This is a genomic window from Bradyrhizobium sp. CSA112, assembly GCF_029051645.1.
Classification (GTDB): domain Bacteria; phylum Pseudomonadota; class Alphaproteobacteria; order Rhizobiales; family Xanthobacteraceae; genus Bradyrhizobium.
In genome coordinates this window covers 60,650-83,390 of sequence record NZ_JAACFS010000015.1, presented here as the reverse complement: position 1 = coordinate 83,390, position 22,741 = coordinate 60,650, and the positions used below count along the sequence as shown (strand labels likewise).

17 protein-coding genes are annotated in these 22,741 nt (G+C 63.9%); 11 read left to right on the top strand and 6 right to left on the bottom strand.

Features of this window, described 5'->3' with window-relative positions:
• Positions 1 to 61 precede the first annotated feature (61 nt).
• Together GWE18_RS23540 and GWE18_RS23535 are read left to right on the top strand one after the other, a co-directional pair.
• Positions 62 to 2,182, top strand: a complete 2,121-nt coding sequence (locus GWE18_RS23540) for a HAMP domain-containing methyl-accepting chemotaxis protein (protein ID WP_275188082.1) — start codon at positions 62 to 64, stop codon at positions 2,180 to 2,182.
• Between the two features lie 184 nt (positions 2,183 to 2,366).
• On the top strand, positions 2,367 to 3,428 hold the full coding sequence (locus GWE18_RS23535; RefSeq protein ID WP_275188081.1) for an MBL fold metallo-hydrolase: 1,062 nt from the start codon (positions 2,367 to 2,369) through the stop codon (positions 3,426 to 3,428).
• Between the two features lie 33 nt (positions 3,429 to 3,461).
• Here GWE18_RS23535 and GWE18_RS23530 read toward each other — a convergent pair whose 3' ends face one another.
• Complete coding sequence (locus GWE18_RS23530; RefSeq protein WP_275188080.1) at positions 3,462 to 4,847, bottom strand: malonyl-CoA decarboxylase; 1,386 nt, start codon at positions 4,845 to 4,847, stop codon at positions 3,462 to 3,464.
• Complete coding sequence (gene mdcA / locus GWE18_RS23525) at positions 4,844 to 6,550, bottom strand: malonate decarboxylase subunit alpha (protein WP_275188079.1); 1,707 nt, start codon at positions 6,548 to 6,550, stop codon at positions 4,844 to 4,846. Before mdcA ends, GWE18_RS23530 begins: the two co-directional genes overlap by 4 nt.
• A gap of 114 nt (positions 6,551 to 6,664) precedes the next feature.
• Between mdcA and GWE18_RS23520 the strand changes: the two genes are divergently transcribed.
• The 3 genes from GWE18_RS23520 to GWE18_RS23510 all read left to right on the top strand — a co-directional run bounded on the left by GWE18_RS23520 (position 6,665) and on the right by GWE18_RS23510 (position 12,602).
• Positions 6,665 to 7,543, top strand: a complete 879-nt coding sequence (locus tag GWE18_RS23520) for a LysR substrate-binding domain-containing protein (protein WP_275188078.1) — start codon at positions 6,665 to 6,667, stop codon at positions 7,541 to 7,543.
• A 144-nt stretch (positions 7,544 to 7,687) separates the two neighbouring features.
• On the top strand, positions 7,688 to 8,917 hold the full coding sequence (gene hemA, locus GWE18_RS23515) for a 5-aminolevulinate synthase (protein WP_275188077.1): 1,230 nt from the start codon (positions 7,688 to 7,690) through the stop codon (positions 8,915 to 8,917).
• A gap of 169 nt (positions 8,918 to 9,086) precedes the next feature.
• Complete coding sequence (locus GWE18_RS23510; RefSeq protein WP_275188076.1) at positions 9,087 to 12,602, top strand: PAS domain-containing hybrid sensor histidine kinase/response regulator; 3,516 nt, start codon at positions 9,087 to 9,089, stop codon at positions 12,600 to 12,602.
• Between the two features lie 149 nt (positions 12,603 to 12,751).
• On the opposite strand, the gene GWE18_RS23505 is transcribed toward GWE18_RS23510, so the two are convergent.
• From GWE18_RS23505 to GWE18_RS23495, 3 genes are all read right to left on the bottom strand, one after another.
• A complete protein-coding gene (locus tag GWE18_RS23505) occupies positions 12,752 to 13,423 on the bottom strand; it encodes a response regulator transcription factor (protein ID WP_275188075.1) in 672 nt (223 codons plus the stop codon).
• Between the two features lie 182 nt (positions 13,424 to 13,605).
• On the bottom strand, positions 13,606 to 15,738 hold the full coding sequence (locus tag GWE18_RS23500; protein WP_275188074.1) for a DUF294 nucleotidyltransferase-like domain-containing protein: 2,133 nt from the start codon (positions 15,736 to 15,738) through the stop codon (positions 13,606 to 13,608).
• Between the two features lie 38 nt (positions 15,739 to 15,776).
• On the bottom strand, positions 15,777 to 16,397 hold the full coding sequence (locus tag GWE18_RS23495; RefSeq protein WP_275188073.1) for a hypothetical protein: 621 nt from the start codon (positions 16,395 to 16,397) through the stop codon (positions 15,777 to 15,779).
• A 293-nt stretch (positions 16,398 to 16,690) separates the two neighbouring features.
• Here GWE18_RS23495 and GWE18_RS23490 point away from each other — a divergent pair, with 293 nt between their 5' ends.
• From GWE18_RS23490 to GWE18_RS23465, 6 genes are all read left to right on the top strand, one after another.
• Positions 16,691 to 16,969, top strand: a complete 279-nt coding sequence (locus GWE18_RS23490; RefSeq protein WP_275188072.1) for a DUF4212 domain-containing protein — start codon at positions 16,691 to 16,693, stop codon at positions 16,967 to 16,969.
• 12 nt (positions 16,970 to 16,981) lie between these two features.
• A complete protein-coding gene (locus tag GWE18_RS23485; protein ID WP_275188071.1) occupies positions 16,982 to 18,958 on the top strand; it encodes a sodium:solute symporter family protein in 1,977 nt (658 codons plus the stop codon).
• Positions 18,959 to 19,052: 94 nt separating this feature from the next.
• Positions 19,053 to 19,454 (top strand): hypothetical protein, encoded by a 402-nt coding sequence (locus GWE18_RS23480; RefSeq protein ID WP_275188070.1) that lies wholly within the window; start codon positions 19,053 to 19,055, stop codon positions 19,452 to 19,454.
• Positions 19,451 to 19,774 carry a hypothetical protein gene (locus GWE18_RS23475; protein WP_275188069.1) on the top strand — a complete coding sequence of 108 codons (324 nt, stop codon included), beginning with the start codon at positions 19,451 to 19,453 and terminating at the stop codon, positions 19,772 to 19,774. The genes GWE18_RS23480 and GWE18_RS23475 overlap by 4 nt, the downstream gene beginning before the upstream one ends.
• Positions 19,775 to 19,872: 98 nt before the next feature.
• Complete coding sequence (locus GWE18_RS23470) at positions 19,873 to 20,241, top strand: hypothetical protein (protein ID WP_275188068.1); 369 nt, start codon at positions 19,873 to 19,875, stop codon at positions 20,239 to 20,241.
• Positions 20,242 to 20,430: 189 nt separating this feature from the next.
• On the top strand, positions 20,431 to 22,095 hold the full coding sequence (locus GWE18_RS23465) for an MFS transporter (RefSeq protein ID WP_275188067.1): 1,665 nt from the start codon (positions 20,431 to 20,433) through the stop codon (positions 22,093 to 22,095).
• A gap of 90 nt (positions 22,096 to 22,185) precedes the next feature.
• On the opposite strand, the gene GWE18_RS23460 is transcribed toward GWE18_RS23465, so the two are convergent.
• Entirely contained in the window at positions 22,186 to 22,659 is a 474-nt protein-coding gene (locus GWE18_RS23460) for a secondary thiamine-phosphate synthase enzyme YjbQ (protein WP_275188066.1), read from the bottom strand.
• Between the last annotated feature and the right edge of the window lie 82 nt (positions 22,660 to 22,741).

Here is a 22,741-nt window from a genome sequence, read left to right as displayed (position 1 = left end):
GTATCGCGATACTGCCGCGCGAGGAAACATCCCAAGGTAGCGTAGACGGGGCAGCGGGCAGATGGCGTTACGATCGAAATTGAGTCTCAAGGGTTTTGGCGTCAGAGGCAGTCTGTTTGCCGCCTTCGCCGTCATCGCCGGCATGGCGATCGTCATCTCGGCCGGCGCCGGCCTGATGCTCGGGCGGCTTGGCGGGACGATGGTCGACTTAAGCGGACGGGACATTCCCCGCCTCGCCGCCAGTCTGCAACTCTCGGCGCAGAGCGCGAGCCTCGCCAGCCAGGGGCCGGCACTGCTGGCCGCACGCACCGAGGCTGCGCTGAACGATCGAACCATGAAAATGAAGGAAACCCAGGCGGTCGCGCTGCAGAAGCTTGGCGAGATCGTCGAGCTCGGCGCCGACAAGGCGGTCGTTGCGGCGCTCACCGAGAACATGAAGAACATCGATGACGTGATCAAGAGCCTCGGCGCGGCCGCGCGCGAGCGGCTCGAACTGGGCGCCCAACACGAAAAACTCTACGAAGCGGTGCGCAAGGCGCAAAGGCGCTTCATTTCCGCCGCCGCCCCCGCGGCGATCGACGGTCAGACTGAACTCTACAGCATCTACGCCGCCCCTCTCTTCGTCCAGAACGATGCCATCAAGGGCCACAAAGCCGCCGACCAGCTCGGCGACATCGCCGCCAGCGGCAATCTGATCGCGTTCGACATGATCGCCGCGCTTTCGACCAACAGCGGCGACACGCTCGAAACCATCGGTAAGGAATTCCGCACCGCGCAGGCGCGCGTGAAGGCGAATCTCGAATTGCTGCCCAAGACCACGGCGATGAACGTGGTTCGGAAAGCAACCCTGGACTTGCTGGCGCTCGGCGAAGGCAAGACCGGCGTCTTCAAGGTCCGCCAGCAGGAGCTCGACGCGGACGATTACGGTCAGACCATCCTGGAAGAGACCCGCAAGCTCAATGTCGGCCTCGGCATCAGCGTGCAGCAACTGGTCGACGCCGTGCGGAAGGAAACCGACGCCGCGGCCTGGCAGGCGCGCCAGGAGATTTCGTTCGGGACCATGGTCATGCTCACCCTCGGCGTCATGACGCTGATCGGCTCGATCCTGTTCGTCTGGCTCTATGTCGGCCGCAACATCCTGCTGCGGATCAGCAACCTGCAGCGCTCGATGCAAGTGCTGTCCAGCGGCGACCTCGATTCGGAGGTCTATCAGAGCCATCAGCAGGACGAGATCGGCGCCATGGCGGACTCGCTGCAGGTGTTCCGCGAGAGCATGATCCAGAGCCGTGCGCTCTCTGCCGAGCAGGACAAGGACCGCATCGTCAAGGCCGAGCGCGCCAACCGCATGGAAGCCCGCATCGTCGAGTTCGAAAGCACCGTGCGCAACGCGCTCGAAAGCCTGCAGACCGCCGCGAGTTCGATGCAGTCGACCGCGAAGAGCATGTCGGCGACCGCCGATCAATCCAGCGCGCTGGTGAGTGCGGTGGCGACGGCAGCCGAGCAGACTTCGGCCAACGTGCAGACGGTGTCGTCGGGCACCGAGGAATTATCCTCCTCGATCGAGGAAATCGGCCGCCAGGTCATCACCTCGGCGGAGATCGCCCGCAAGGCGGTCGACGACGCCGGTGCGACCGATGCGACCATGCAGGGGCTTGCGGACAACGCCGCGCGGATCAGCGTGGTGGTCGATCTGATCCAGACCATCGCCTCGCAGACCAACCTGCTGGCGCTGAACGCCACCATCGAAGCCGCGCGTGCCGGCGACGCCGGCCGCGGCTTCGCCGTGGTCGCATCCGAGGTGAAGAGCCTCGCCAACCAGACCGCAAAGGCGACCGACGAGATCCGCCAGCAGATCGTCAGCATGCAGACGGTGACGACGTCAGCCGTCAGCGCAATCAGGAACATCAGCAATACGATCAGCGAGATCAACGAGGTGACCACGGCAATCGCGGCCGCGGTCGAGGAGCAGGGTGCGGCGACGCGCGAGATCGCGCGCAACATCCAGCACGCCGCCGGCGGCACCAGCGAGGTCTCCAGCAATATTGTCGGCGTCTCCAGTGCCTCGACGCAGGCCGGAACCGCCGCCGGTCAGGTGTTGACCGCCTCCGACGCGCTGCGCCGCGAGGCCGACGTGCTGCGTGAGGAAATCGACGTGTTCCTGTCGAACATCCGGGCGGCGTAGCAGCCACATACGCCGTCATTCCGGGATGGTCCGAAGGACCAGACCCGGAATCTCGAGATTCCGGGTTCGATGCTGACGCATCGCCCCGGAATGACGGCTTAGCCTTGCAACCCCAGTATTTTGCTCGATAGCTATCCACTTTTTTCGGCTAGCGCCGCGCCGCCTCTGCCGCTAAGCCGGTAGCATGCATTCGAAAACCGACACGGTGCAGTCCTCGGCCGAGGCACTGCGATACCCCTTCGAGAACCACCCCGGCCACGATCAGGTCGTCGAGGTGGTGCCCGGCGTGCTCTGGGTCCGCCTCAAGCTGCCGTTCCGCCTCAACCACGTGAACATCTACCTGCTCGCCGACGGCGACGGCTGGGCGATGGTCGATTCCGGATTCGGCAATGAGGAAACCATCGCGGCCTGGACCACCCTGTTCGAGGGCCCGCTCCGGCATGTGAAGATCACGCGGCTGATCGTCACCCATTCGCATCCGGACCATGTCGGTCTGGCGGGCTGGATCGTCGAACGCTTCGACTGCCCGCTGCAGATGTCACAGGTCGAATATCTCCAGTCGGTCTATCACCAGAACCGCGGCACCGAGGAGCGGCGCAACGCGCAGCGGCTGTTCTTCCGCCGTCACGGCATGGACGAGAGCCTGACCGACAGATTGCTGGGCCGCGGCCAGGACTATTTGAAGCGGGTTTCGGTGCTGCCGCCGTCCTACCGCCGCATCTCGCATGGCGACGAGGTCGTGATCGGCACGCGGCGTTTCAAGGTGATCACCGGCGGCGGCCATGCGCTCGACCAGGTGATGCTGTATTGCGCCGCCGACAAGCTGTTCCTGTCAGCCGACCAGGTGCTGAGCAAGATCTCGCCCAATGTCAGCGTCTGGGCGGTCGAGCCCGACCAGAACTCGCTCGGGGAATATCTGGCCTCGCTGGCGAGCCTCACCACCACGCTGCCTTATGACGTGATGGTGCTGCCCGGCCACGGCGTGCCGTTTTACGGGTTGAAGACCCGCATCAAGCAGCTCGCCGATCATCACGAGGATCGCTGCCGTCTGATCGCGGAAGCCTGCCGGGAAGTGCCGCAGACCTCGAAGGAACTGGTGCCGGTGGTGTTCCACAAGCACGTGCTGGACGAGCACCAGATGGGCTTTGCCGCCGGCGAACTGGTCGCCCACGTCAATTACATGCTGGTCGAGGGCCGCCTGACCTCAGAGGTTGCCGACGGCGTGCTGCGGTTCCGGACGACCTGAGCGGCCGGCATGCGCCGCCTCACTAACGGACCGCTAGTTAATTGCGGACGACTCACGGCGGTGCCGGGCCACTAGCAGCGCGTCGACGTCAGACGACCGCACCACCGTCCCGTCATGGGCGAACGTCTCGTGGTTGGCCTCGATCGTCCCGGGGTCATAGAGGTAATTGACCATGATACCGAAGGATTCCTCGATGCCGCGCGTCGCGGCATTGCCGAGCCAGTTGATGCGCTCAAGCCGCGCGCCATTGCCGAGATGGAAGCGCGCGACCGGATCGATCGGCGGCTTCGATGAGACCTGGCGCGTCAGATAGATTGCGCAATGGCGCATCAGCCAGGGACGCAGCGCCTCGCTCCGTGACGCGTCGCGCCACCACCCGTCGGTCTTGAGTTCAGCCAATGCCGCCGTCTCGGCCTCGCTCGGGTCGGCCAGCGCGCCCGTCAGCCAGCGTCGGAAGCCCGGCACCGGCGACAGAGTGGAGAAACGGGTCAGATGCGGCAGCTCGGCCTTCAACTCCTCCACCACCTGCTTGATCAGGAAATTGCCGAACGAAACGCCGCGCAGGCCGTCCTGGCAATTCGAGATCGAATAGAAGATCGCGGTGTCCGCGTGCTGCGCCCGCTGCCGCGCAGCATCATCATCGCCGTCCTGGACCAGCAGCGGCTGCACCGCTCCGGCGAGCCCCTGCACCAGCGCGACTTCAACAAAGATCAGCGGCTCGCCCGGCAGTGCCGGATGAAAGAAGGCAAAGCAGCGCCGATCGGGCGCCAGGCGGCGGCGCAGATCATCCCAGCCCTGAATCTCGTGCACCGCCTCATAGGCGATCAGCTTGTCCAGCAGCGCTGCCGGCGACTGCCAGTCGATCCGCCGCAGTTCGAGAAAGCCGCGGTTGAACCAGGATGCGAACAGATGCTTGAGATCGCCATCCAGCGACTTCAGCGCCGGCTCGTCGCGGAGATGCGCCGTCAGCTCCTTGCGCATGGCGACGAGCGCGCCGGTACCGCCGGTTGCCATGTTCATTCGCCGCAACAGCTCCTGCCGCGGCGGATCGGCTGCTTGCGCCAGCCGCGCTGCGCTCTCGGCAGTGGCGCCGGCAAGATAGGCTTGCGCGGCCACGCGCAACGCGGCGGCGTCGGGCAGGAAGTTGGTGGCGAGATGGCGGTGGAAGTGGCGGCGATCGTCGGCGTCGAGATCGCGCAGGACGTCGTGGAGCTCACGCGCGACCACCGCGCCGGAGGCTTCGCCGCGTTCGGACAGCAAGGCCGCCGCGAGCCGTTTCGCCTGATCGAGCGGCGCGATTGCATCGTGCGCCGATCCGGCGTCGGCGCTGCTGCGCAGGCCGAGCGAAATCCGAAGCCGCTCCAGCCAGGATGGCCCCGGCTGCACGTCGCGAAAGCTGCTGGCTCGGGCGTTCTTCATGACGTTATCCTTCTGCGGAATGGATCGCCGGCTTGGTGGACGTCGGCCGTTGCGGGCTTGGCGACTGACGGCCGAAGGAGTTTCGCCGGCGGCGCGTAAAGTCCGCCGGAGCAGACGACGAGATCGCCGAGCGTCTGCGCGGCGAGCAGCTCGCGATTTGCCGTGGTGGTGTCGATGCCGAGATCGGACGGCCGCATCACGATGCCGCGCCTGCGCAAATCCTCGGTCACGTCGGCCGACCCCGCGCGCCCGAATTCGGTGTCACCGGCAATGGCGCGCAGCGCCGCCGCGCGTTCCTCCACTGAGCGGCAAAGCAGAAGATTTGCGACGCCTTCCTCGGTGATCACATGCGTGACGTCATCGCCGTAGATCATCACCGGCGGCAATGCGAAGCCCGCGGCCGCCGCCAGCTCGAACGCATCCAACCGTTCGACAAAGCTCGGCGCGCCGTTCGGCTGCCGGGTCTGGACCATCTGGACGACCAGCTTGCGCCCGCGGATGGTTTCGCCGGCCTCCCTTCCCGCGCGCAGCCAGGCCGGACTGTCATGCCGCCTGCCGCGCGCATCGGCGCCCATATTTGGCGCGCCGCCGAAACCGGTGATTCGGTCCCTCGTTGCGGTGGAGCTGTTGCCCTCAGCGTCGATCTGCAGGGTGCCGCCGATGAAGAGGTCGCAGGCATATTGCCCGGCGACCTGCGCCAGCGCGCGGTTGGAGCGCAAGTTGCCGTCACTGCCCACCGGAAACACGTCGGCACGCTCCGACATGTATCGCTCCATGCCGAGCTCGGAGCCGAAGCAATAGACGTTGTCGACAAAGCCGGCCTCGATCGCGGGGATCAGCGTCGGGTGCGGATTGAGCACGAAGTGTCTTGCGACCTTTCCCTTTAATCCGCGCGCCGCGGCGAAGGTCGGAAGGATCAATTCGATCGCTGCCGTGGCGTAACCGATGCCGTGATTGAGCCGCTGTACTTCGTAGGGCTCATAGATGGCGGCAATCGCCATCATCGCCATCAGGATGTTCTCCTCGCGGACTTTTGCGGGATCCCGCGTGAACAGGGGGTCGATGAGGTATGGCTTTGGGCCCGGGGCGACGAAGTCGACCCAGTCGCCGGGAATGTCGACCCGCGGCAAGCGATCGACGATCTCATTGACCTGTGCCACCACGATCCCGCCGCGGAAGGCGGTCGCCTCGGTGATGACAGGCGTGTCCTCGGTGTTCGGACCCGTGTAGAGGTTGCCGTCGCGGTCGGCCTTGTCGGCCACGATCAACGCAACGCGCGGGGTGAGGTCGACCAGCATCCTCCCGTAAAGTTCGAGATAAGTGTGGATCGCGCCGATCTTCAGCGAACCCATCGCGACGAGTTCGGCGAGCTTGCGGCTTTGCGGGCCGGAATAGGCAAAGTCGAGCCGGCTGGCGATACCGCGCTCAAACACCGCGAGGTGATCGGGCAAGGCCAGCACCGACTGCACCATGTGCAGATCATGCAGCCGCGCAGGATCGGCTTTGGCGAGCGCCGCAGAGAGAAAATCGGCCTGCTTCTGATTATCCCCTTCGACCGCGACGCGGTCGAAGGGCTCGATGACAGCCTCAAGCAGCGCCGTGGCGCGATCGGGCGGACAGATTTTTCCGCCGCCGCAGACCGATTGAGCCCTGCGCAAGCGATCGCCGCGGTTTGTCGATCTCCGGGTTGGCTGTCGTGACATCGTGAGCCCTTTTCCATGGTCCGGGGATACCGATGTCCAAACGTAGGGACGGGACATTGATTACAGAAACAGTATTTTGTAATATGATTGATCGTAAAATGCGATCAGTTGGCCATGCTCGAATTCGACCTCCTCCGCACCTTCGTCGCAGTGGCCGATTGCGGCGGCTTCCACCGTGCGGCTGAACAGCTCCACCTGACGCAGTCGACCGTAAGCCAGCAGATCAAGCGCCTCGAACTCGAAACCAGGCGACCGCTGTTCCGTCGCACCACACGGACGGTCGCGTTGACCGACGACGGCGAGATGCTGCTGGATGACGCGCGGCGGCTCTTGCAGCTCGAAGAAGCGGCGCGGCGGCGCCTCAGCGCCCCGCAACTATCCGGCATGGTGCGCCTGGGCGCGGTCGAGGAAGTTGCCAGTGGTTCGTTGCCGCCCGCGCTCGGCCGCTTCGCCAAATTGCATCCGAACGTGAAGCTCGAGGTCCAGATCGGCGTCAGTGCCGAACTGATCGGACAGCTCGACGCCGGACGGCTCGATGTGGTGCTGGCCAAGCGTCCGCTCGGCACATCACGCGGGCGTCTTGCATGGCGCGAGCCGCTGTTGTGGACGGCCGCAGACGCCTTCGAGCTCGCTCCTGGGGCCCCGTTGCCGCTGGCGCTGTACCGCGAGCATTCGGTGTCCCGTGAGGCGGCGCTTCAGGCGCTGCGCACCAGCGATCTTTCCTGGGAGATCGTCTACACCAGCCCCAGCCTGACCGGCGTCCGCGCCGCAGGCCTGGCCGGGCTTGCCGTCACCCCCTTGCCCGTCAGCGCCATCGTCGGCGGGTTGCGCGTTCTCGGCGCTGCGGAGGGCCTGCCACGCCTGCCGGATCTCGAATTCGCGATCTTTGAACGGGATCGGCCCATGGCAGCAGCGGCGGCGCTGGCTGCAACACTCTCATCTCTTGCGCCCGTTGCAGATCACCCCGCTCGCGGGGCCAAGAAACGCAGCTAGCGCATTGATCCCGATCAACATTTACTCCGCCTAGGTAGCATCCCGGAGCCGCGCTCAAATGTGGGATTTCGCGTAGACACCAAAGCTGGAAAGGCTCTAAAAAGAGCCCACGCCAATCCGGCCGGTTCCGTTCCAGGTCTAGTGATGGATTACAGCAAATTCTTCAGCACCGCCCTCAATCGCCTGCATGACGAGCGGCGCTACCGGGTTTTCGCCGACCTCGAACGGATCGCGGGACGCTTCCCGCATGCGGTCTGGCACTCGCCGAAGGGGCAGCGCAATGTCGTGATATGGTGCTCCAACGACTATCTCGGCATGGGCCAGCACCCCAAAGTGGTCGGCGCCATGGTCGAGACCGCCACAAGGGTTGGCACCGGCGCCGGCGGCACCCGCAACATCGCCGGCACCCATCATCCGCTGGTGCAGCTCGAACAGGAGCTGGCGGATCTGCACGGCAAGCAGGCTTCCCTGCTGTTCACCTCCGGCTACGTCTCGAACCAGACCGGCATCTCGACGATCGCAAAGCTCATTCCGAACTGCCTGATCCTGTCGGATGCGCTGAACCACAATTCGATGATCGAAGGCGTCCGCCAGGCCGGCTGCGAGCGGCAGATCTTCCGCCACAACGATCTTGCGCATCTGGAAGAGCTCCTGATCGCAGCGGGTCCCGACCGGCCCAAGCTGATCGCCTGCGAGAGCCTCTACTCGATGGATGGCGACGTCGCGCCGCTCGCCAAAATCTGCGATCTCGCCGAGAAATACGGCGCCATGACCTATGTCGATGAGGTCCATGCGGTCGGCATGTACGGCCCGTGCGGCGGCGGCATCGCCGAGCGCGACGGCGTCATGCATCGCATCGACGTGCTCGAAGGCACGCTCGCCAAGGCCTTCGGCTGCCTCGGCGGATACATCGCCGGTAACGCCGAGATCATCGATGCGGTCCGCTCCTACGCGCCGGGCTTCATCTTCACGACAGCGCTGCCGCCGGCGATCTGCTCGGCTGCGACCGCGGCGATCCGGCATCTGAAGACCTCGAACTGGGAACGCGAGCGCCACCAGGACCGCGCCGCCCGGGTCAAGGCGATCCTCAATGCTGCCGGCCTGCCTGTCATGTCGAGCGACACCCACATCGTGCCGCTGTTCGTCGGCGACCCCGAGAAGTGCAAGCAGGCCTCCGATATCCTCTTGGAGGAGCACGGCATCTACATCCAGCCGATCAACTATCCGACGGTGGCCAAGGGCACCGAGCGGCTGCGGATCACGCCCTCGCCCTACCACGACGACGGCCTGATCGATCGGCTTGCGGAAGCGCTGCTGCAGGTCTGGGACCGCCTCGGCCTGCCGCTGAAGCAGAAATCGCTGGCGGCCGAGTAGCCCTACCCCGCCTAATCGCTGGAATTTCGGCCGGTAGCGCGGTGCGCTGCCGGCCCAAAGCGTTTATACTGCCCTCTTCCGGCCATATGTTCCGGCTTTGGCCCTCGCGTCCGGCCAGTGTGAAGGAAAGCACGTCCGCATCAAGTGCCGGACAGGGAGACCCGCAGCGATGCTGCACGATTGGGGCGTAATCGCCGCCGCCTTCGCCTATATCGGATTACTGTTCGTCGTCGCCAGCTACGGCGACCGCCTGTCGCCGAGCCAGCGTGGCCGCGCCGGCATGCTGATCTATCCGCTGTCGCTGGCGATCTATTGCACCTCCTGGACCTTCTTCGGTTCAGTCGGCTTCGCCACCCGCACCAGCGTCGATTTCCTCGCGATCTATGTCGGCCCGATCCTGATGATCGGGGTTTGCACGCCGCTGCTGCGGCGCGTGATCCAGCTCGCCAAATCGCAGAACATCACCTCGATCGCCGACTTCATCGCGGCACGCTACGGCAAGAGCCAGGCGGTCGCCGCCACCGTGGCTGTCATCGCGATTGTCGGCTCGGTGCCCTACATCGCACTGCAGCTCAAGGCAGTGGCCTCCTCGCTGGAAACGATCCTGAGCGAGGACAAAGTGTTCTTCTCCTCGATCCCGATCATCGGCGACATCGCGCTGGTCGTGACCCTGGCGATGGCGGCATTCGCGGTGCTGTTCGGCACCCGCCAGACCGACGCCACCGAGCACCAGCACGGCCTGATGCTGGCGATCGCCACCGAATCCATCGTCAAGCTGGTGGCCTTTATCGCGGCCGGCGCCTTCGTCACCTTCTGGATGTTCACGCCCGTCGAATTGATCGAACGCGCGATGAAGACCCCGGAGGCGGTGCGCGCCATCAGCTACGTGCCGTCGATCGGCAATTTCCTGACGATGACGTTACTGTCGTTCTGCGCGATCATGCTGCTGCCGCGGCAATTCCACGTCAGTGTGGTCGAGAATTCCAGCCCTGAGGAGGTCCGCCGCGCGCGCTGGCTGTTCCCGCTCTATCTGGTCGCCATCAACCTGTTCGTGATTCCGATCGCGATCGCCGGCCTCGTCACCTTCCCGTTCGGCGCCGTCGAGAGCGACATGTATGTGCTGGCGCTGCCGATCGAGGCCAATTCCGCGCTGCTCAGCATTGCCGTGTTCGTCGGCGGCCTGTCGGCCGCGACTGCGATGGTAATCGTGGAATGCGTCGCGCTCTCCATCATGGTCTCCAACGATATCGTGCTGCCGATGGTGCTGCAGGGAAGCCCCGGGGCACGCGACGGCAGCAAGGCTTTCGGCGACTTCCTGCTCAGGATACGGCGCTTCGCGATCTTCGCCATCATGGTGATGGCGTATTTCTATTATCGCGCGCTCGGCAACACCCAGTTGGCGGCGATCGGCCTGTTGTCGTTCGCAGCCCTTGCGCAACTGGCGCCGGCCTTCTTCGGAGGCCTGTTGTGGCGGCAGGGAACTGCACGCGGGGCGATGGGCGGCATGCTGGTCGGCGTTGCGGTGTGGGTCTACACGCTATTCCTGCCGAGCTTCCTGGAAGGCAATCCGGCCGGTCTCTTACTCCTGCAGCAAGGCCCGTTCGGCATCACGGCGCTGCGTCCGCAAGCGTTGCTCGGCACCGATCTGCCGCCGCTGATGCACGGCGTGTTCTGGTCGCTCGCGCTCAACATCTTGACCTATGTCCTGATGTCGCTCGCGCGCCAGCCATCCTCGATCGAGCGGCTGCAGGCCGACCTGTTCGTGCCGAACACGCTGACGCCGATTGCCCCGACCTTCCGGCGCTGGCGCACCACGGTGACCGTGCAGGACATCCAGAGCACGGTGGCGCAATATCTCGGGCCTGAGCGCGCGGCCCAAGCCTTCGAGAACTTTGCCGCCGATCATCCCGGCCATCTCGATCCGGCTGCGCCGGCCGATTTCGAGCTGCTGCAGTACGCCGAACGCCTGATCGCCTCGTCGATCGGGGCAGCCTCCTCACGCCTCGTGATGTCGCTTCTGCTGCGCAAGCGCACCGTCTCCGCCAAGGCCGCGCTGAAGCTGCTCGACGATTCCCACGCCGCGCTGCATTTCAACCGCGAAATCCTGCAGACCGCGCTAAACCACGTGCGCCAGGGCATCGCGGTGTTCGACGCCGATCTGCAGTTGATCTGCTCGAACCGCCAGTTCGGCGAAATTCTCGCGCTGCCGCCGCAGCTCGTGCAGCTCGGCATTCCCTTGCAGGAAATCCTCGAATACATGGCCGCGGTCAGCCCCTCCGGCTCCGGCGATCCTGATACGCTGCTGGAGCGGCGGCTGGATGCCTACACCACGGAGGGCGAGCCCTATCTGGAGCGCCTGCCCGACCGCCACATGGTGATCGAGGTCCGCTCCAACCGGATGCCGGGCGGCAGCCTCGTCATCACCTTCTCCGATGTCACACCGAGCTTCGAGGCCGCCGAAGCGCTGGAGCGCGCCAATGCGACGCTGGAGAAGCGCGTGCGCGACCGCACCGAGGAACTCACGCGCCTGAACTCAGAACTGGCGCTGGCCAAGAGCACCGCCGAGGACGCTAACATCTCGAAGACCCGGTTCCTGGCGGCCGCCAGCCACGACATTCTGCAGCCGCTCAATGCGGCGCGGCTGTATGTCACGAGCCTCGTCGAGCGGCAGAACGGCGGCGAGGATTCACGCCTGGTTGAGAATATCGACGACTCGCTGGAGGCGATCGAGGAGATCCTCGGCGCGCTGCTCGACATCTCGCGGCTCGATGCAGGCGCGATGACGACCTCGATCTCCAGCTTCAAGATGGCCGATCTGATGCGCTCGCTCGAGATCGAATTCGCGCCGATCGCCCGCGCCAAGGGGCTGGACCTGACCTTCGTGCCCTGCTCGCTGGCGGCGCAATCCGACCGCTCGCTGCTGCGGCGGCTGTTGCAGAATTTCATCTCGAACGCCATCAAATACACCCCGCGCGGGCGCGTCTTGGTCGGCTGCCGCCGTCATGGGCAATCGCTGCAGATCGCGGTGTACGACACCGGCGTCGGCATTCCCGTGATGAAGCGCGGCGAGATCTTCAAGGAGTTCCACCGCCTCGAGCAGGGCGCGCGGATTGCGCGCGGCCTCGGCCTTGGCCTGTCGATCGTCGAGCGGCTGGCGCGCGTGCTCAACCACGGCATCGCGATCGACGCCAATGCCAGCGGCGGTTCGGTTTTCTCGGTGACCGTGCCGGTCGCCAAGGCGATCGACCACACCGCCGCCGTCACCAGCGCCACGCCGCTCTCCAAGACGCCGATAAGCGGCGCGCTGGTCGTCTGCATCGAGAACGACCCGGCGATCCTCGACGGCATGAAGACGCTGCTGACGGCCTGGGACGCCGAGGTGATCGCGGTGACCGATCCCGAGGCCGCGATCGCGGCGATCGAATCCGCAGATGGCGGCGTGACAGGCCTTCTGGTCGACTATCACCTCGACCGCGGCAACGGCGTCGCCGCGATCCGCGAGATCCGGCGGCGCTTCGGCGAAAACATTCCCGCCATCCTGATCACGGCGGATCGCAGCCCGAACGTCCGGGCGGCCGCGCGCGAGGAGAACATCGCGATCCTCAACAAGCCGGTGAAGCCGGCGTCGCTGCGTGCCCTGCTCGGCCAGTGGCGGGCCCAGCAGATGGTGGCGGCGGCGGAGTAGCCGTCACGCTATTGCCTCAACGTCATTCCGGGGCGACGCGAAGCGTCGAACCCGGAATCCATCGGGCTACAGCGCAAGCGGCGAAATGGATTCCGGGCTCGCGCCAAGAGGCGCGCCCCGGAATGACGATGGAGGAACAGCTTTAGGCATCACCCCGTCGGCGTGCCTTGGCGCCACTGGCCGCCGGAGATTTTTGCTGCCGCAATCACGGCCTGGGTGCGGCTTTCGACGCCGAGCTTCTGCAGGATCGCCGAGACATGCGCCTTGATGGTCGCCTCCGACACCCCGAGCTCATAGGCGATCTGCTTGTTGAGCAGCCCCTCCGACAGCATCATCAGCACGCGCACCTGCTGCGGGGTCAGCGTGACCAGGCGATCGCGCAGCCGCGTCATGTCGGGGTCGTCGGCCGACGAGAGATCGGTGTCCGGCGGAACCCAGACGTCGCCCTCCATGACCTTCATGATGGCGTCGCGCAGCGTTTCGACCCCGAAGCGCTTCGGGATAAAGCCGGAGGCGCCGAAATCCAGCGACCTTCGGATCGTGCCGGCATCGTCGCTGGCGGACACGATCACCACCGGAATCGCCGGGTATTGCGCGCGCAGATAGATCAGGCCGGAGAAGCCCGAGATCCCCGGCATGGTGAGATCGAGCAGGATCAAGTCGACGTCGGAATCCCGTTCGAGCAGCGCGGTGAGATCGTCGAACGATCCGGCCTCGCTGACGACGGCCGATGCCACGACGCTGGCAACCGCCTGCCGCAGCGCGTCGCGGAACAGCGGATGGTCATCGGCGATGACGAGGTGAGTATTGGCAGCAGTCATTTACTTCTTGCGAAAAGCGTTGCGGCAAACCGGTGACGTTTTCGGTAGGCCTGCCAAGCGGTTTTGCAATTGTCCCCTGCCCGGCAGTCGCATGCAAGCTCGCAATCTTCTCACGCGGTAAAGCAGTTAATTGCCGGATTTGTACAGATTTGTGCACCGCAACAAGGTTTCTGCGTTCACAATCAAACCTTGAACAGAAGATTGCGGGTCAATTCATCGACGGCGGTCACCGCCTGAAGCGCTGCGCGCAATCGATCACGGTTGCGAGGCGACAATCGCTTGACCGAGACCGCGTTGGTGGTCGGTGTTCCCTTGGCGATATCCTCGATCTGCTGCGACAGGATGAGATCGAGAAACACGCCCTGGGCCTCGACCAGCGCATCGAGATCGGTCTCGCTCATCTGAGCGAGCGCCTTCACGCCAGCGAGCCGCGCCGGCGTCGATCGGTCCGTTACGTGGTAGCGGATCGCCATGGCGCGCGCCGCGGCGACAATGCCGAACAACCCGGCCGCCTTGAGGTCGATGCGGCCGCCCTCGGTGCGAATACCGCCGAAAAGTTTCAGGCTCGCGGGGATGCTGATGCCTTCGACCAAAAGCTTGGCAAACGCGACCTGGCCTTCGGCTGCAGCGTAGGCGGCCTGCCTCACCGCGACGGCAAGACTGCCATCGCCGTGGACGGCGCGCAGGTCGAAAAAGATGTCGACGGATAGCAAGTCCGCAGGATTGGAGCGTGTGATCCAGTGGTCGATCCGATCCCGCCACGTTGCGACCGAGCCACGCCAGGGCGCGTTCTTCGCCATCACGCCGCCCCTGCAATAGGGCACGCCGACCTCATGCAGGATGTCAGCGACATGTGTCCCGAGCGCGGCGAACCAGCGATCCTCCTCGCTGTCAGGCTCGCCGCGTTCGAAGATCACTGCATTGTCCTGGTCCATCGCCAGCAGGCTTTCGCCGCGGCCGGCCGAGCCGAGCACGATCATGGCATAACCGCATGGGGGATCGCCCTGGCCACGCTGCTGCATGATCCGCTCGGCGATCACGGCGGCCTGCCCGGTGAGCGCGCCGAGTTCGCGGGAAATCACTTCCGCGATATCGCGGCCGGAAAGGCCTTCCGCCATCAGAGATTCCGCGACCCGCGGCAGCTTGGCCCAGGCAAGCGCCAGGGCGTGCGCGTCCGCGGCATTGTCAATCTCTTCGCCGAGCGAAATGGCCTCCCCGGCGCGCAGCCGCAGCAGGTCTCGCGCGGACAATGCCCCGATCACGCGGCCGGCTTCATCGGTGACGCCGAGATGGCGGGTCTTGAGACGGTTCATGCGGCCGATGGCGCGATAGACAAAAGCGTCCGCGGAAACCGCCGCGAGCGGCCGGCTCATGATCTCGCTGACCGGCAAATCGAGCGCGGCGGCGCCGAAGCGGGCGATCGCGCGCAGCACGTCGCGTTCCGTGACAATGCCCGCCTCCGCGGCCTTCACATTGCCGGAAGCAGCATTTGGCGCCACATACACCGCCGACGTTCTCTCGCTCGCCAGCCGCGCGAGGGCGTCGTGGACCGAAATGCCGGATGCCACAAAGACCGGAGGCATCCGCATGATGTCGCGATTGCGGTGCCGATAGGCGTAGCTGTCGAAGCGCTTCAGCGTTCGCTCCGCATCGGCACGTTCCGGAGCTTCGACGGCCTGGATCCAGCCGCTCCGCGCCTCATCGTCGAGGACAGAGGTAAGAGCGAGGCAGGCCCGTTCGGCCTCGGCAATGGTACGGATGCTGTGGTCGCGCAGCTTCGGCACCAGCGCCAGAAACACCCGCGCCGCCGTTATGGCATCGCCGAGCGCCGAATGCCGGTCGACGACGTCGACACCCAGCCAGGCGGCGAGCTCGTCCAGCGAATAGCCAGCCAGTTCGGGGGCGGCAATCTGCGCGAGCTGCCGCGTGTCAAGCGTGCGTGGCCGTATCCACGGCAGGCCGGCGAGATCGCATTCGCGCTTCAGCACCGCAAGGTCGAACCCGACCGCGTGCCCAATCACCAGTGCCCGACCGAGAAATGTGTTGAAGCGTGGCCAAACATCGGCAAATGGCGGCGCGCCGGCGACGGCCGCGTCGTCGATGCCGTGAATGCGCGTCGCTTCGGCTGGGATCGGTTGACCGGCCGGCCGCAGCAATTGACGGAAGGACTCGCCGGCAACCAGCTTTCCGGCCGAGAGTCGCACTCCGGCAAGCTCGATCACCCGCGCCTTGCGCGGATCGAGCCCGGTGGTTTCGGTATCGATGACGACAGCGTCGAGCGATAAAAGCGGGGCGCCGCCACTCGTCCTGTCCATCGCCTCTCCTGCCGGTCGCCGCGTGCGATCGATCGAGACTATGCCACGGCGCCCGCGATCAATGCCCGTTCCAGCGCGGCCCTGTCCATGCGCGCAATCAATTCGTCATGAATGTTGCAAAGGCTGACACGGAGATAATTGCGCGTCGTCTGGAAATCCCGGCCACGCAGCTTTTCGTGGATCGGCATCATCGCAAAATAGCTTTCCGCCAGCGGCTCCGGAATGTCCATCACCCGCTTGGGCGCATGGCCTCCGACCAGATCGAGCCGATGCGCAAGATCGCGGCGCGCTTCAAGCCAGGCCGCTTCTCCAATGGACGGAGGGACCGGATAGCGGTCGAAAACCGAAAGAACGACAAGGGTTAGCTGGTCGAGAATTTCCCGGCGCCGGGCCCCGGCCTGAGAAGCCAGCACCCCCTCGACCATTTCGCCCACCATCGAAAGCCCCAGCGGAAAGGCCTGCCAGCGAGCTCGCTCGACGGATTGCTTAAATCCCTCTTCGGCGAACAGGACCTTGGCATAGTGCCCGGCACGGGCGCGCGAATATTCGTAGATGCCCTTTTGCACGATGAACGCCGATTGCGCATCGATGAAGTCCGCGAGCGCCTCCCGGTCGCGAATCGGCGGACGGCGTCGGAAGAATTTTTCGAACAGCTTCATTGCAGTCTTACCCCGCACGGCGGCCTCGGCCAGTCTGCATACATATCCGGTAGCTGCAAAGCCCAGCGATTCCAATGCAGCAACGCTGTTAGCAGTCGCAACATGCTCCACCCCCCGAAAGTATAATTAAGAGCTGAGCATTCGTGGTGTTAGCCTTCGTTACCTCCAAACCGGCAAAAGACCGGTTGGACCAGCGGCCAGGGGGGAAGCCGCGCTGACGGGATTGCAATCCCCTCGACCAATCAATCCCGGCGCATGCGCTGACCGGTGTCTTGAGGGAGGATTTGCAACCTATGCCTAATTCCGCAGACCTAAAAGCAAGAGAAGAAGCCCACTGGGCGAAGACATCGCGCCTGATGTTCACACACCTTGGCGTCTGGTTCTTCTTCGGCTTCGTCATCCACATGTTCGTAAAGCCGCTCAACACCATCGTCATTCCCGTTCTGGGCTTTCCGCTGGGCTTCTACATGGCCGCGCAGGGCTCCCTGATCGTGTTTGTGGTCATGCTGTACCTCTTCGCGAGACAGCAGGACAAGATTGACCGCGAATTCGGCTTTGCCGAGGAAGACTGAGGGGAAACGGACATGGCTACACAATCTGCAGGCAGTTCCGACTTTCTCAATAACCTTGGGCGGGTCTACGGCATCTACACCGGAGGCTTTGTCGCCTTCGTGGTTTTGCTCGCGGTACTCGAGCAGGTCGGGGTCCCGAACAAGATCCTCGGCTATCTGTTCGTGTTCTTCACACTCGCGGTCTACGCCATCATCGGTGTTCTCTCGCGGACCGCACAGGTCTCCGAGTACTACGTCGCCGGCCGCAGCGTGCCCGCACTCTACAACGGCATGGCTACCGGCGCCGACTGGATGTCCGCGGCATCCTTCGTCGGCATGGCCGGCACATTGTTCCTGCTCGGCTATGACGGCCTGGCGTGGGTGCTCGGCTGGACCGGCGGCTTCGTGCTGGTTTCGATCCTGATCGGACCTTACCTTCGCAAGTTCGGTGCCTATACGGTGCCCGACTTCCTGGCGTTCCGTTACGGCGGCAATTTCGCCCGCGGCCTCGGCGTGATCGTGCTGGTCGCCTGCTCCTTCACCTATGTGACGGCGCAGATTTACGGCACCGGTCTGATCGCCTCGCGATTCCTGGGGATGCAGTTCGAACTGGCCGTCTTTGCCGGACTTGTCGGCATTCTGGTCTGTTCGATGCTGGGCGGCATGCGGGCGGTGACCTGGACTCAGGTGGCCCAGTATATCGTGCTGATCATCGCCTACCTGACGCCGATCGTGATCCTGTCCACCAAGAATTACGGCTTCCCGATTCCGGAGCTCACCTACGGACAGGCCATCGCTGACATCACAGCGCGCGAACAGCAAATGCTGGCGACTGGTCTGACGACGGCAGCAGCGCTGAAGCCGCACATTCAGCCCTTCATCAACTACAGTCCGCTGAACTTCTTCGCGATCATCATGTGCATGATGGTCGGTACGGCTTCGTTGCCGCACATCCTGATGCGCTACTTCACCACCCCTTCGGTGCGTGAGGCACGGCAGTCGGTCGCCTGGTCGTTGCTGTTCATCTTCCTGCTGTACTTCTCGGCGCCGGCCTATGCGGCGTTCTCGAAGCTGGAGGTGTACACCAACATCATCGGACGCGATCTGACAGCCATTCGCCCGTGGTTGTTCAACTGGGGTGAACTCGGGCTGATCCAGATCTGCGGCAAGAACGCAGGCAGCATCGATGCCATCGTGGCAGCCTGTAAGGCGATTGCCGGTCATCCCGGGGTCGTGAGGCTGCAGGACTTCGTGATCAACACGGACGTGATCGTGCTCTCCACCCCGGAGATCGCGGGACTTCCCTATGTGATCTCGGGTCTGGTCGCCGCCGGCGGCCTGGCGGCAGCGTTGTCCACCGCTGACGGGCTGCTGCTCGCCATCGCCAACGCGCTGTCCCATGACGTCTACTACAAGATGATCGACCCCAACGCGCCAACCGTACGCCGGCTGATGATCGCCCGCGTGCTGCTGCTGATCGTCGCCGTGGTCGCGGCGGCGACGGCGGCCACCAAGCCTGGAGATATCTTGGCCATGGTCGGCTGGGCATTTTCACTGGCGATGGCGGGCAACTTCCCGGCACTCGTGATGGGGGTCTGGTGGAAGCGCACGACAGCGACAGGCGCGGTCTGCGGCATCATTGCCGGCTTCGGACTGTGCTTGTTCTATCTCGTGACTTCCAGGTACTTCCCGGGCGCCGGCGTCAAGTATTTCGGCATGACGTCGCTGCTCAACCCGGTCACGGGAGCGCCCGTGGTCGATATCGCCAAGGCCATGGCATTGCCCAACGCCATGGAAAGCTTCCCGACGCTCGCTCACCCACTGGCCAACAAGGTCGGTTGGTTCAACCTGACCAACATCGCCTGCGGCTTGCTCGGAGCTCCGCTCGGCTTCGCTGTCATCTACATCGTCAGCAAGCTCGGCAAGGAGCCGTCGGCGGAAATGCAAGCCTATGTCGACGACATCCGGAAGCCGCGAGGCAGGACGGTGCTCGAGGAGAAGACGACCTAGAAGCGCTGTTACACGTTTCGGCAAACGGGGCCTCACAAGGCCCCGTTTTTGTTTTCAATGAAGCCACGACATCGCTTGCCGGGAAAGTCGTGGCTTGCCATTGTTGGAGCACGAGCGTGGTGTCGTCATCCATCGCGGCTCGTCGATTGCGAAAGCGCTGCGGGAGCATCGGACTTTGGATACTGCAACTTCATTTGCCAGCTATTGGTATTTTCATCTGCCAAACTTCATCCTGGCGGCATTGATGTACACGATGCTTGGCCGGTTCCTGCTCGGCCTGATGGTCGATGCGGATTCGCCGAACTATATCTGGCGGTTCTTTTGCCGGATCACCGATCCCGTGATCGGCGCCATCTCGATCGTAACTCCGAAGATCACTCCTCCCGCCGTGCTATGGCTGTTCGGCTTCGTCTGGATGTTCTGGCTGCGCGTAGTGTTTCACTACACGCTGTTGCTGTTGAATCTCGCTCCCCGGCTTGGCGGGGCGGCATCATGAACCGCAATTTCTATTTCATCGGCATTGCGTTCTTCGGGATGATCAACGGCATCTTCAACCAGCTCGCGCTGATTTTCACGCTGCTGTACGTCCAACTGCTCGCCGGCCCGTTGCTGTTTGGCAGCCTGTCCCTGACGTTGATGTTCGCATCGCTAATGGTTTCAACGGCCACCGTCATTCTTGGCGGCATTCCCGCCGCCATCTACGAGCGAGTCACCGGCGCATCGGATTCAAACAATGTGTCGCTCTGGATATGGCTTGCTGGAACCGCCCTTCTTGCGCTTCCCGCCGCCGGTAACTTTCTCAAGATCGGGCTGTAGCGGCCGATACGCGGTATTGAGGACCGGCCGCGCTGCCGCTACGCTGTGGCGGGTCTTTGAATCCGGCATGTTTCCCTTTTTCGACGGAGCGGCGGATCATGGAAGAGATGCGCCGTATCGCCTATGAAACGGTGCTCCGCGCCTGCGGATTCGCATCGCTCGCCATTTTCTGCGTCATGATCGGCCTCTCCTTCCTTCCGCGTTCCGCCTTTCAGGCGGGCGGCTTTCTCAGCATGGCAATGACACTCGTGCTCATTTTAAAGGCACGGGAAGCACGAACAAAGGATCATCGCCGGACCGAGATGTGGCTCTATCTACCCAAGGAGAGCCGCCCGCCCCAGGCTCTCGCGCAGAAGATGATTTCGAGCCTCATGCGGGAGACCTATTTGTCGTTCGCGCGCTGGACTGCCGTCATCTCGATTGTGATGTGGACCATCGCACTTATTTTCTCGGCCATTGGACTTTAGTCAGGGGCCGCGCCGACACCGGCACATTCATTCAACAGTTTCCGTAGCGTGATCGACGCCAAGCGGTGCCGTGCCCGCCGAAAGTACTATTGGGCCATTGCTCCCGAACATGTAGTGAGGCCCGCAATTGCGCGTCGATCTGACGCAACGCACATCTGCGCGATTATAAAAAAGGGGAGCGATTCTGAAATGTCCACTATGACTGCCACGTCTTCCGGCAAGGCCGGAGGAATGACGAAGGACGAACGCTTCGTCATCTTTGCATCTTCGCTTGGTACCGTCTTCGAATGGTATGACTTCTACCTCTACGGATCGCTCGCCGGCATTATCGGCGCACAGTTCTTCTCGGAATATCCGCCGGCAACCCGCGACATCTTCGCGCTGCTGGCCTTCGCCGCCGGCTTCCTGGTGCGCCCGTTCGGCGCTATCGTGTTCGGACGTGTCGGCGACATCGTCGGACGCAAATACACCTTCCTCGTCACCATCCTGATCATGGGCCTGTCGACCTTTATCGTCGGCCTGTTGCCCAACGCCGCCACCATCGGCATCGCCGCGCCGATCATCCTGATCGGGCTGCGCCTGCTGCAGGGTCTCGCGCTGGGCGGTGAGTACGGTGGCGCCGCGACTTACGTGGCCGAACATTCGCCGCACGGCAAACGGGGATACTACACCTCGTTCATTCAGACCACGGCGACGCTTGGACTCTTCCTGTCCCTGCTGGTGATCCTTTTCACCCGCACGATCCTGGGCGAGCCTGAATTCGCGGCCTGGGGCTGGCGCATCCCGTTCCTGCTGTCCGTGGTTCTTCTCGGCGTCTCGGTCGTGATCCGCTTGAAGTTGAACGAATCGCCGGTGTTCCAGAAGATGAAGGACGAGGGCAAGGGCTCGAAAGCGCCACTGACCGAAGCCTTTGCCAACTGGAGCAATGCCAAGATCGTAATCCTGGCGCTGATCGGCGGCGTGATGGGTCAGGGCGTGGTCTGGTACACCGGCCAGTTCTACGCGTTGTTCTTCCTGCAATCGATCCTGAAGGTCGACGGCTACACCGCCAACCTGCTGATCGCCTGGTCGCTATTGTTCGGCACCGGCTTCTTCATCGTGTTCGGCGCGCTGTCCGACAAGATCGGCCGCAAGCCGATCATCCTGGCGGGCTGCCTGATCGCGGCGCTGACTTTCTTCCCGATCTTCAAGATGATCACCAGCAACGCCAACCCGGCGCTGGAAAAGGCCATCGAGTCGGTCAAGGTCGAGGTGGTCGCCGATCCAAAGGGCTGCGGCGATCTGTTCAACCCGGTCGGCACCCGCGTCTTCTCGGCGCCGTGCGACACCGCCCGCGCCTACCTGTCCCAGCAGTCGGTCAAGTACTCGACCTCCTACGGCGCAGCGGGCTCCGGCGTGAAGGTCGTCGTCAACGGCAAGGACATTGCTTACGCCGACGCCAAGGCCTCCAACCCGGCGGTGCTGGCGGCGGTTCAGGCGGCCGGCTATCCGAAGGCCGGTGACGCCGGCATCGTGAAGATGTCGCATCCGCTCGACATCTTCAAACCGCAGATCGCGGCCATCATTGGACTGCTGTTCGTCCTGGTGATCTACGTCACGATGGTCTACGGGCCGATCGCGGCGATGCTGGTCGAACTGTTCCCGACCAAGATCCGCTACACCTCGATGTCGCTGCCCTATCACATCGGCAACGGCTGGTTCGGCGGATTGCTGCCGGCGACCTCGTTCGCGATCGTGGCCTCGACCGGCGATATCTACGCGGGCCTCTGGTATCCGATCATCTTCGCTGCGATCACGGCGGTCGTCGGCTTCTTCTTCCTGCCGGAAACCAAGGACGTCGACATTACGAAGTGAGCTCCGGCCGGGCGCCAAAGCGCCCGCCCTAGGAGCCTCACGACAAGCCGGCCGCGGAGCGATCCGCGGCCGGTTTTCATTTGTGGGCTCTCAATCCGTCGCGCCGATGAACTGCAGCACAATCTCGCGCCGGTGCGGCCGCGCGCGGTGCTCGACCAGATAGATCGCCTGCCACGTGCCCAGCGCGAGCGCGCCCTGCAGCACCGGGACGTGCAGCGAGGTCGCGGTCAGCATGGTCTTGATGTGCGCCGGCATGTCGTCCGGCCCCTCGGTGTCATGGCGCCAGCCGGCGTCTTCGGGCGCGAGCCGGTCCAGCGCCGTCGTCAGATCGGCGAGCACGGCCGGGTCGGCATTTTCCTGGATCGTCAGCGACGCCGAGGTGTGACGGATGAACAGCGTCAGCGCGCCTTCGCGCGCCCGAGCGTCGCGCACGAATTTCGCGACTTCAGCGGTCAGGTCGGTAAAGCCCGCACCCGAGGTCTGCACGGTCAGCAGCGAGGACACGATGGTGTTGGCGCTGACGGCAGAGGGAGCTGTTCGGGAAACGGATTTTGGCGATGTCACGATTCTCTCTCCACCCGTCGTCCCTGGGAACGCAGGGACCCATAACCACAGGCATTCATTGTCGCGCACGGTATCGCCTTCG

Coding starts and splice junctions, on each gene's coding strand:
- GWE18_RS23540 (WP_275188082.1), top strand. CDS start 62: ATGGCGTTACGATCGAAATTGAGTCTCAAGGGTTTTGGCGTCAGAGGC.
- GWE18_RS23535 (WP_275188081.1), top strand. CDS start 2,367: ATGCATTCGAAAACCGACACGGTGCAGTCCTCGGCCGAGGCACTGCGA.
- GWE18_RS23530 (WP_275188080.1), bottom strand. CDS start 4,847: ATGAAGAACGCCCGAGCCAGCAGCTTTCGCGACGTGCAGCCGGGGCCA.
- mdcA (WP_275188079.1), bottom strand. CDS start 6,550: ATGTCACGACAGCCAACCCGGAGATCGACAAACCGCGGCGATCGCTTG.
- GWE18_RS23520 (WP_275188078.1), top strand. CDS start 6,665: ATGCTCGAATTCGACCTCCTCCGCACCTTCGTCGCAGTGGCCGATTGC.
- hemA (WP_275188077.1), top strand. CDS start 7,688: ATGGATTACAGCAAATTCTTCAGCACCGCCCTCAATCGCCTGCATGAC.
- GWE18_RS23510 (WP_275188076.1), top strand. CDS start 9,087: ATGCTGCACGATTGGGGCGTAATCGCCGCCGCCTTCGCCTATATCGGA.
- GWE18_RS23505 (WP_275188075.1), bottom strand. CDS start 13,423: ATGACTGCTGCCAATACTCACCTCGTCATCGCCGATGACCATCCGCTG.
- GWE18_RS23500 (WP_275188074.1), bottom strand. CDS start 15,738: ATGGACAGGACGAGTGGCGGCGCCCCGCTTTTATCGCTCGACGCTGTC.
- GWE18_RS23495 (WP_275188073.1), bottom strand. CDS start 16,397: ATGAAGCTGTTCGAAAAATTCTTCCGACGCCGTCCGCCGATTCGCGAC.
- GWE18_RS23490 (WP_275188072.1), top strand. CDS start 16,691: ATGCCTAATTCCGCAGACCTAAAAGCAAGAGAAGAAGCCCACTGGGCG.
- GWE18_RS23485 (WP_275188071.1), top strand. CDS start 16,982: ATGGCTACACAATCTGCAGGCAGTTCCGACTTTCTCAATAACCTTGGG.
- GWE18_RS23475 (WP_275188069.1), top strand. CDS start 19,451: ATGAACCGCAATTTCTATTTCATCGGCATTGCGTTCTTCGGGATGATC.
- GWE18_RS23470 (WP_275188068.1), top strand. CDS start 19,873: ATGGAAGAGATGCGCCGTATCGCCTATGAAACGGTGCTCCGCGCCTGC.
- GWE18_RS23465 (WP_275188067.1), top strand. CDS start 20,431: ATGTCCACTATGACTGCCACGTCTTCCGGCAAGGCCGGAGGAATGACG.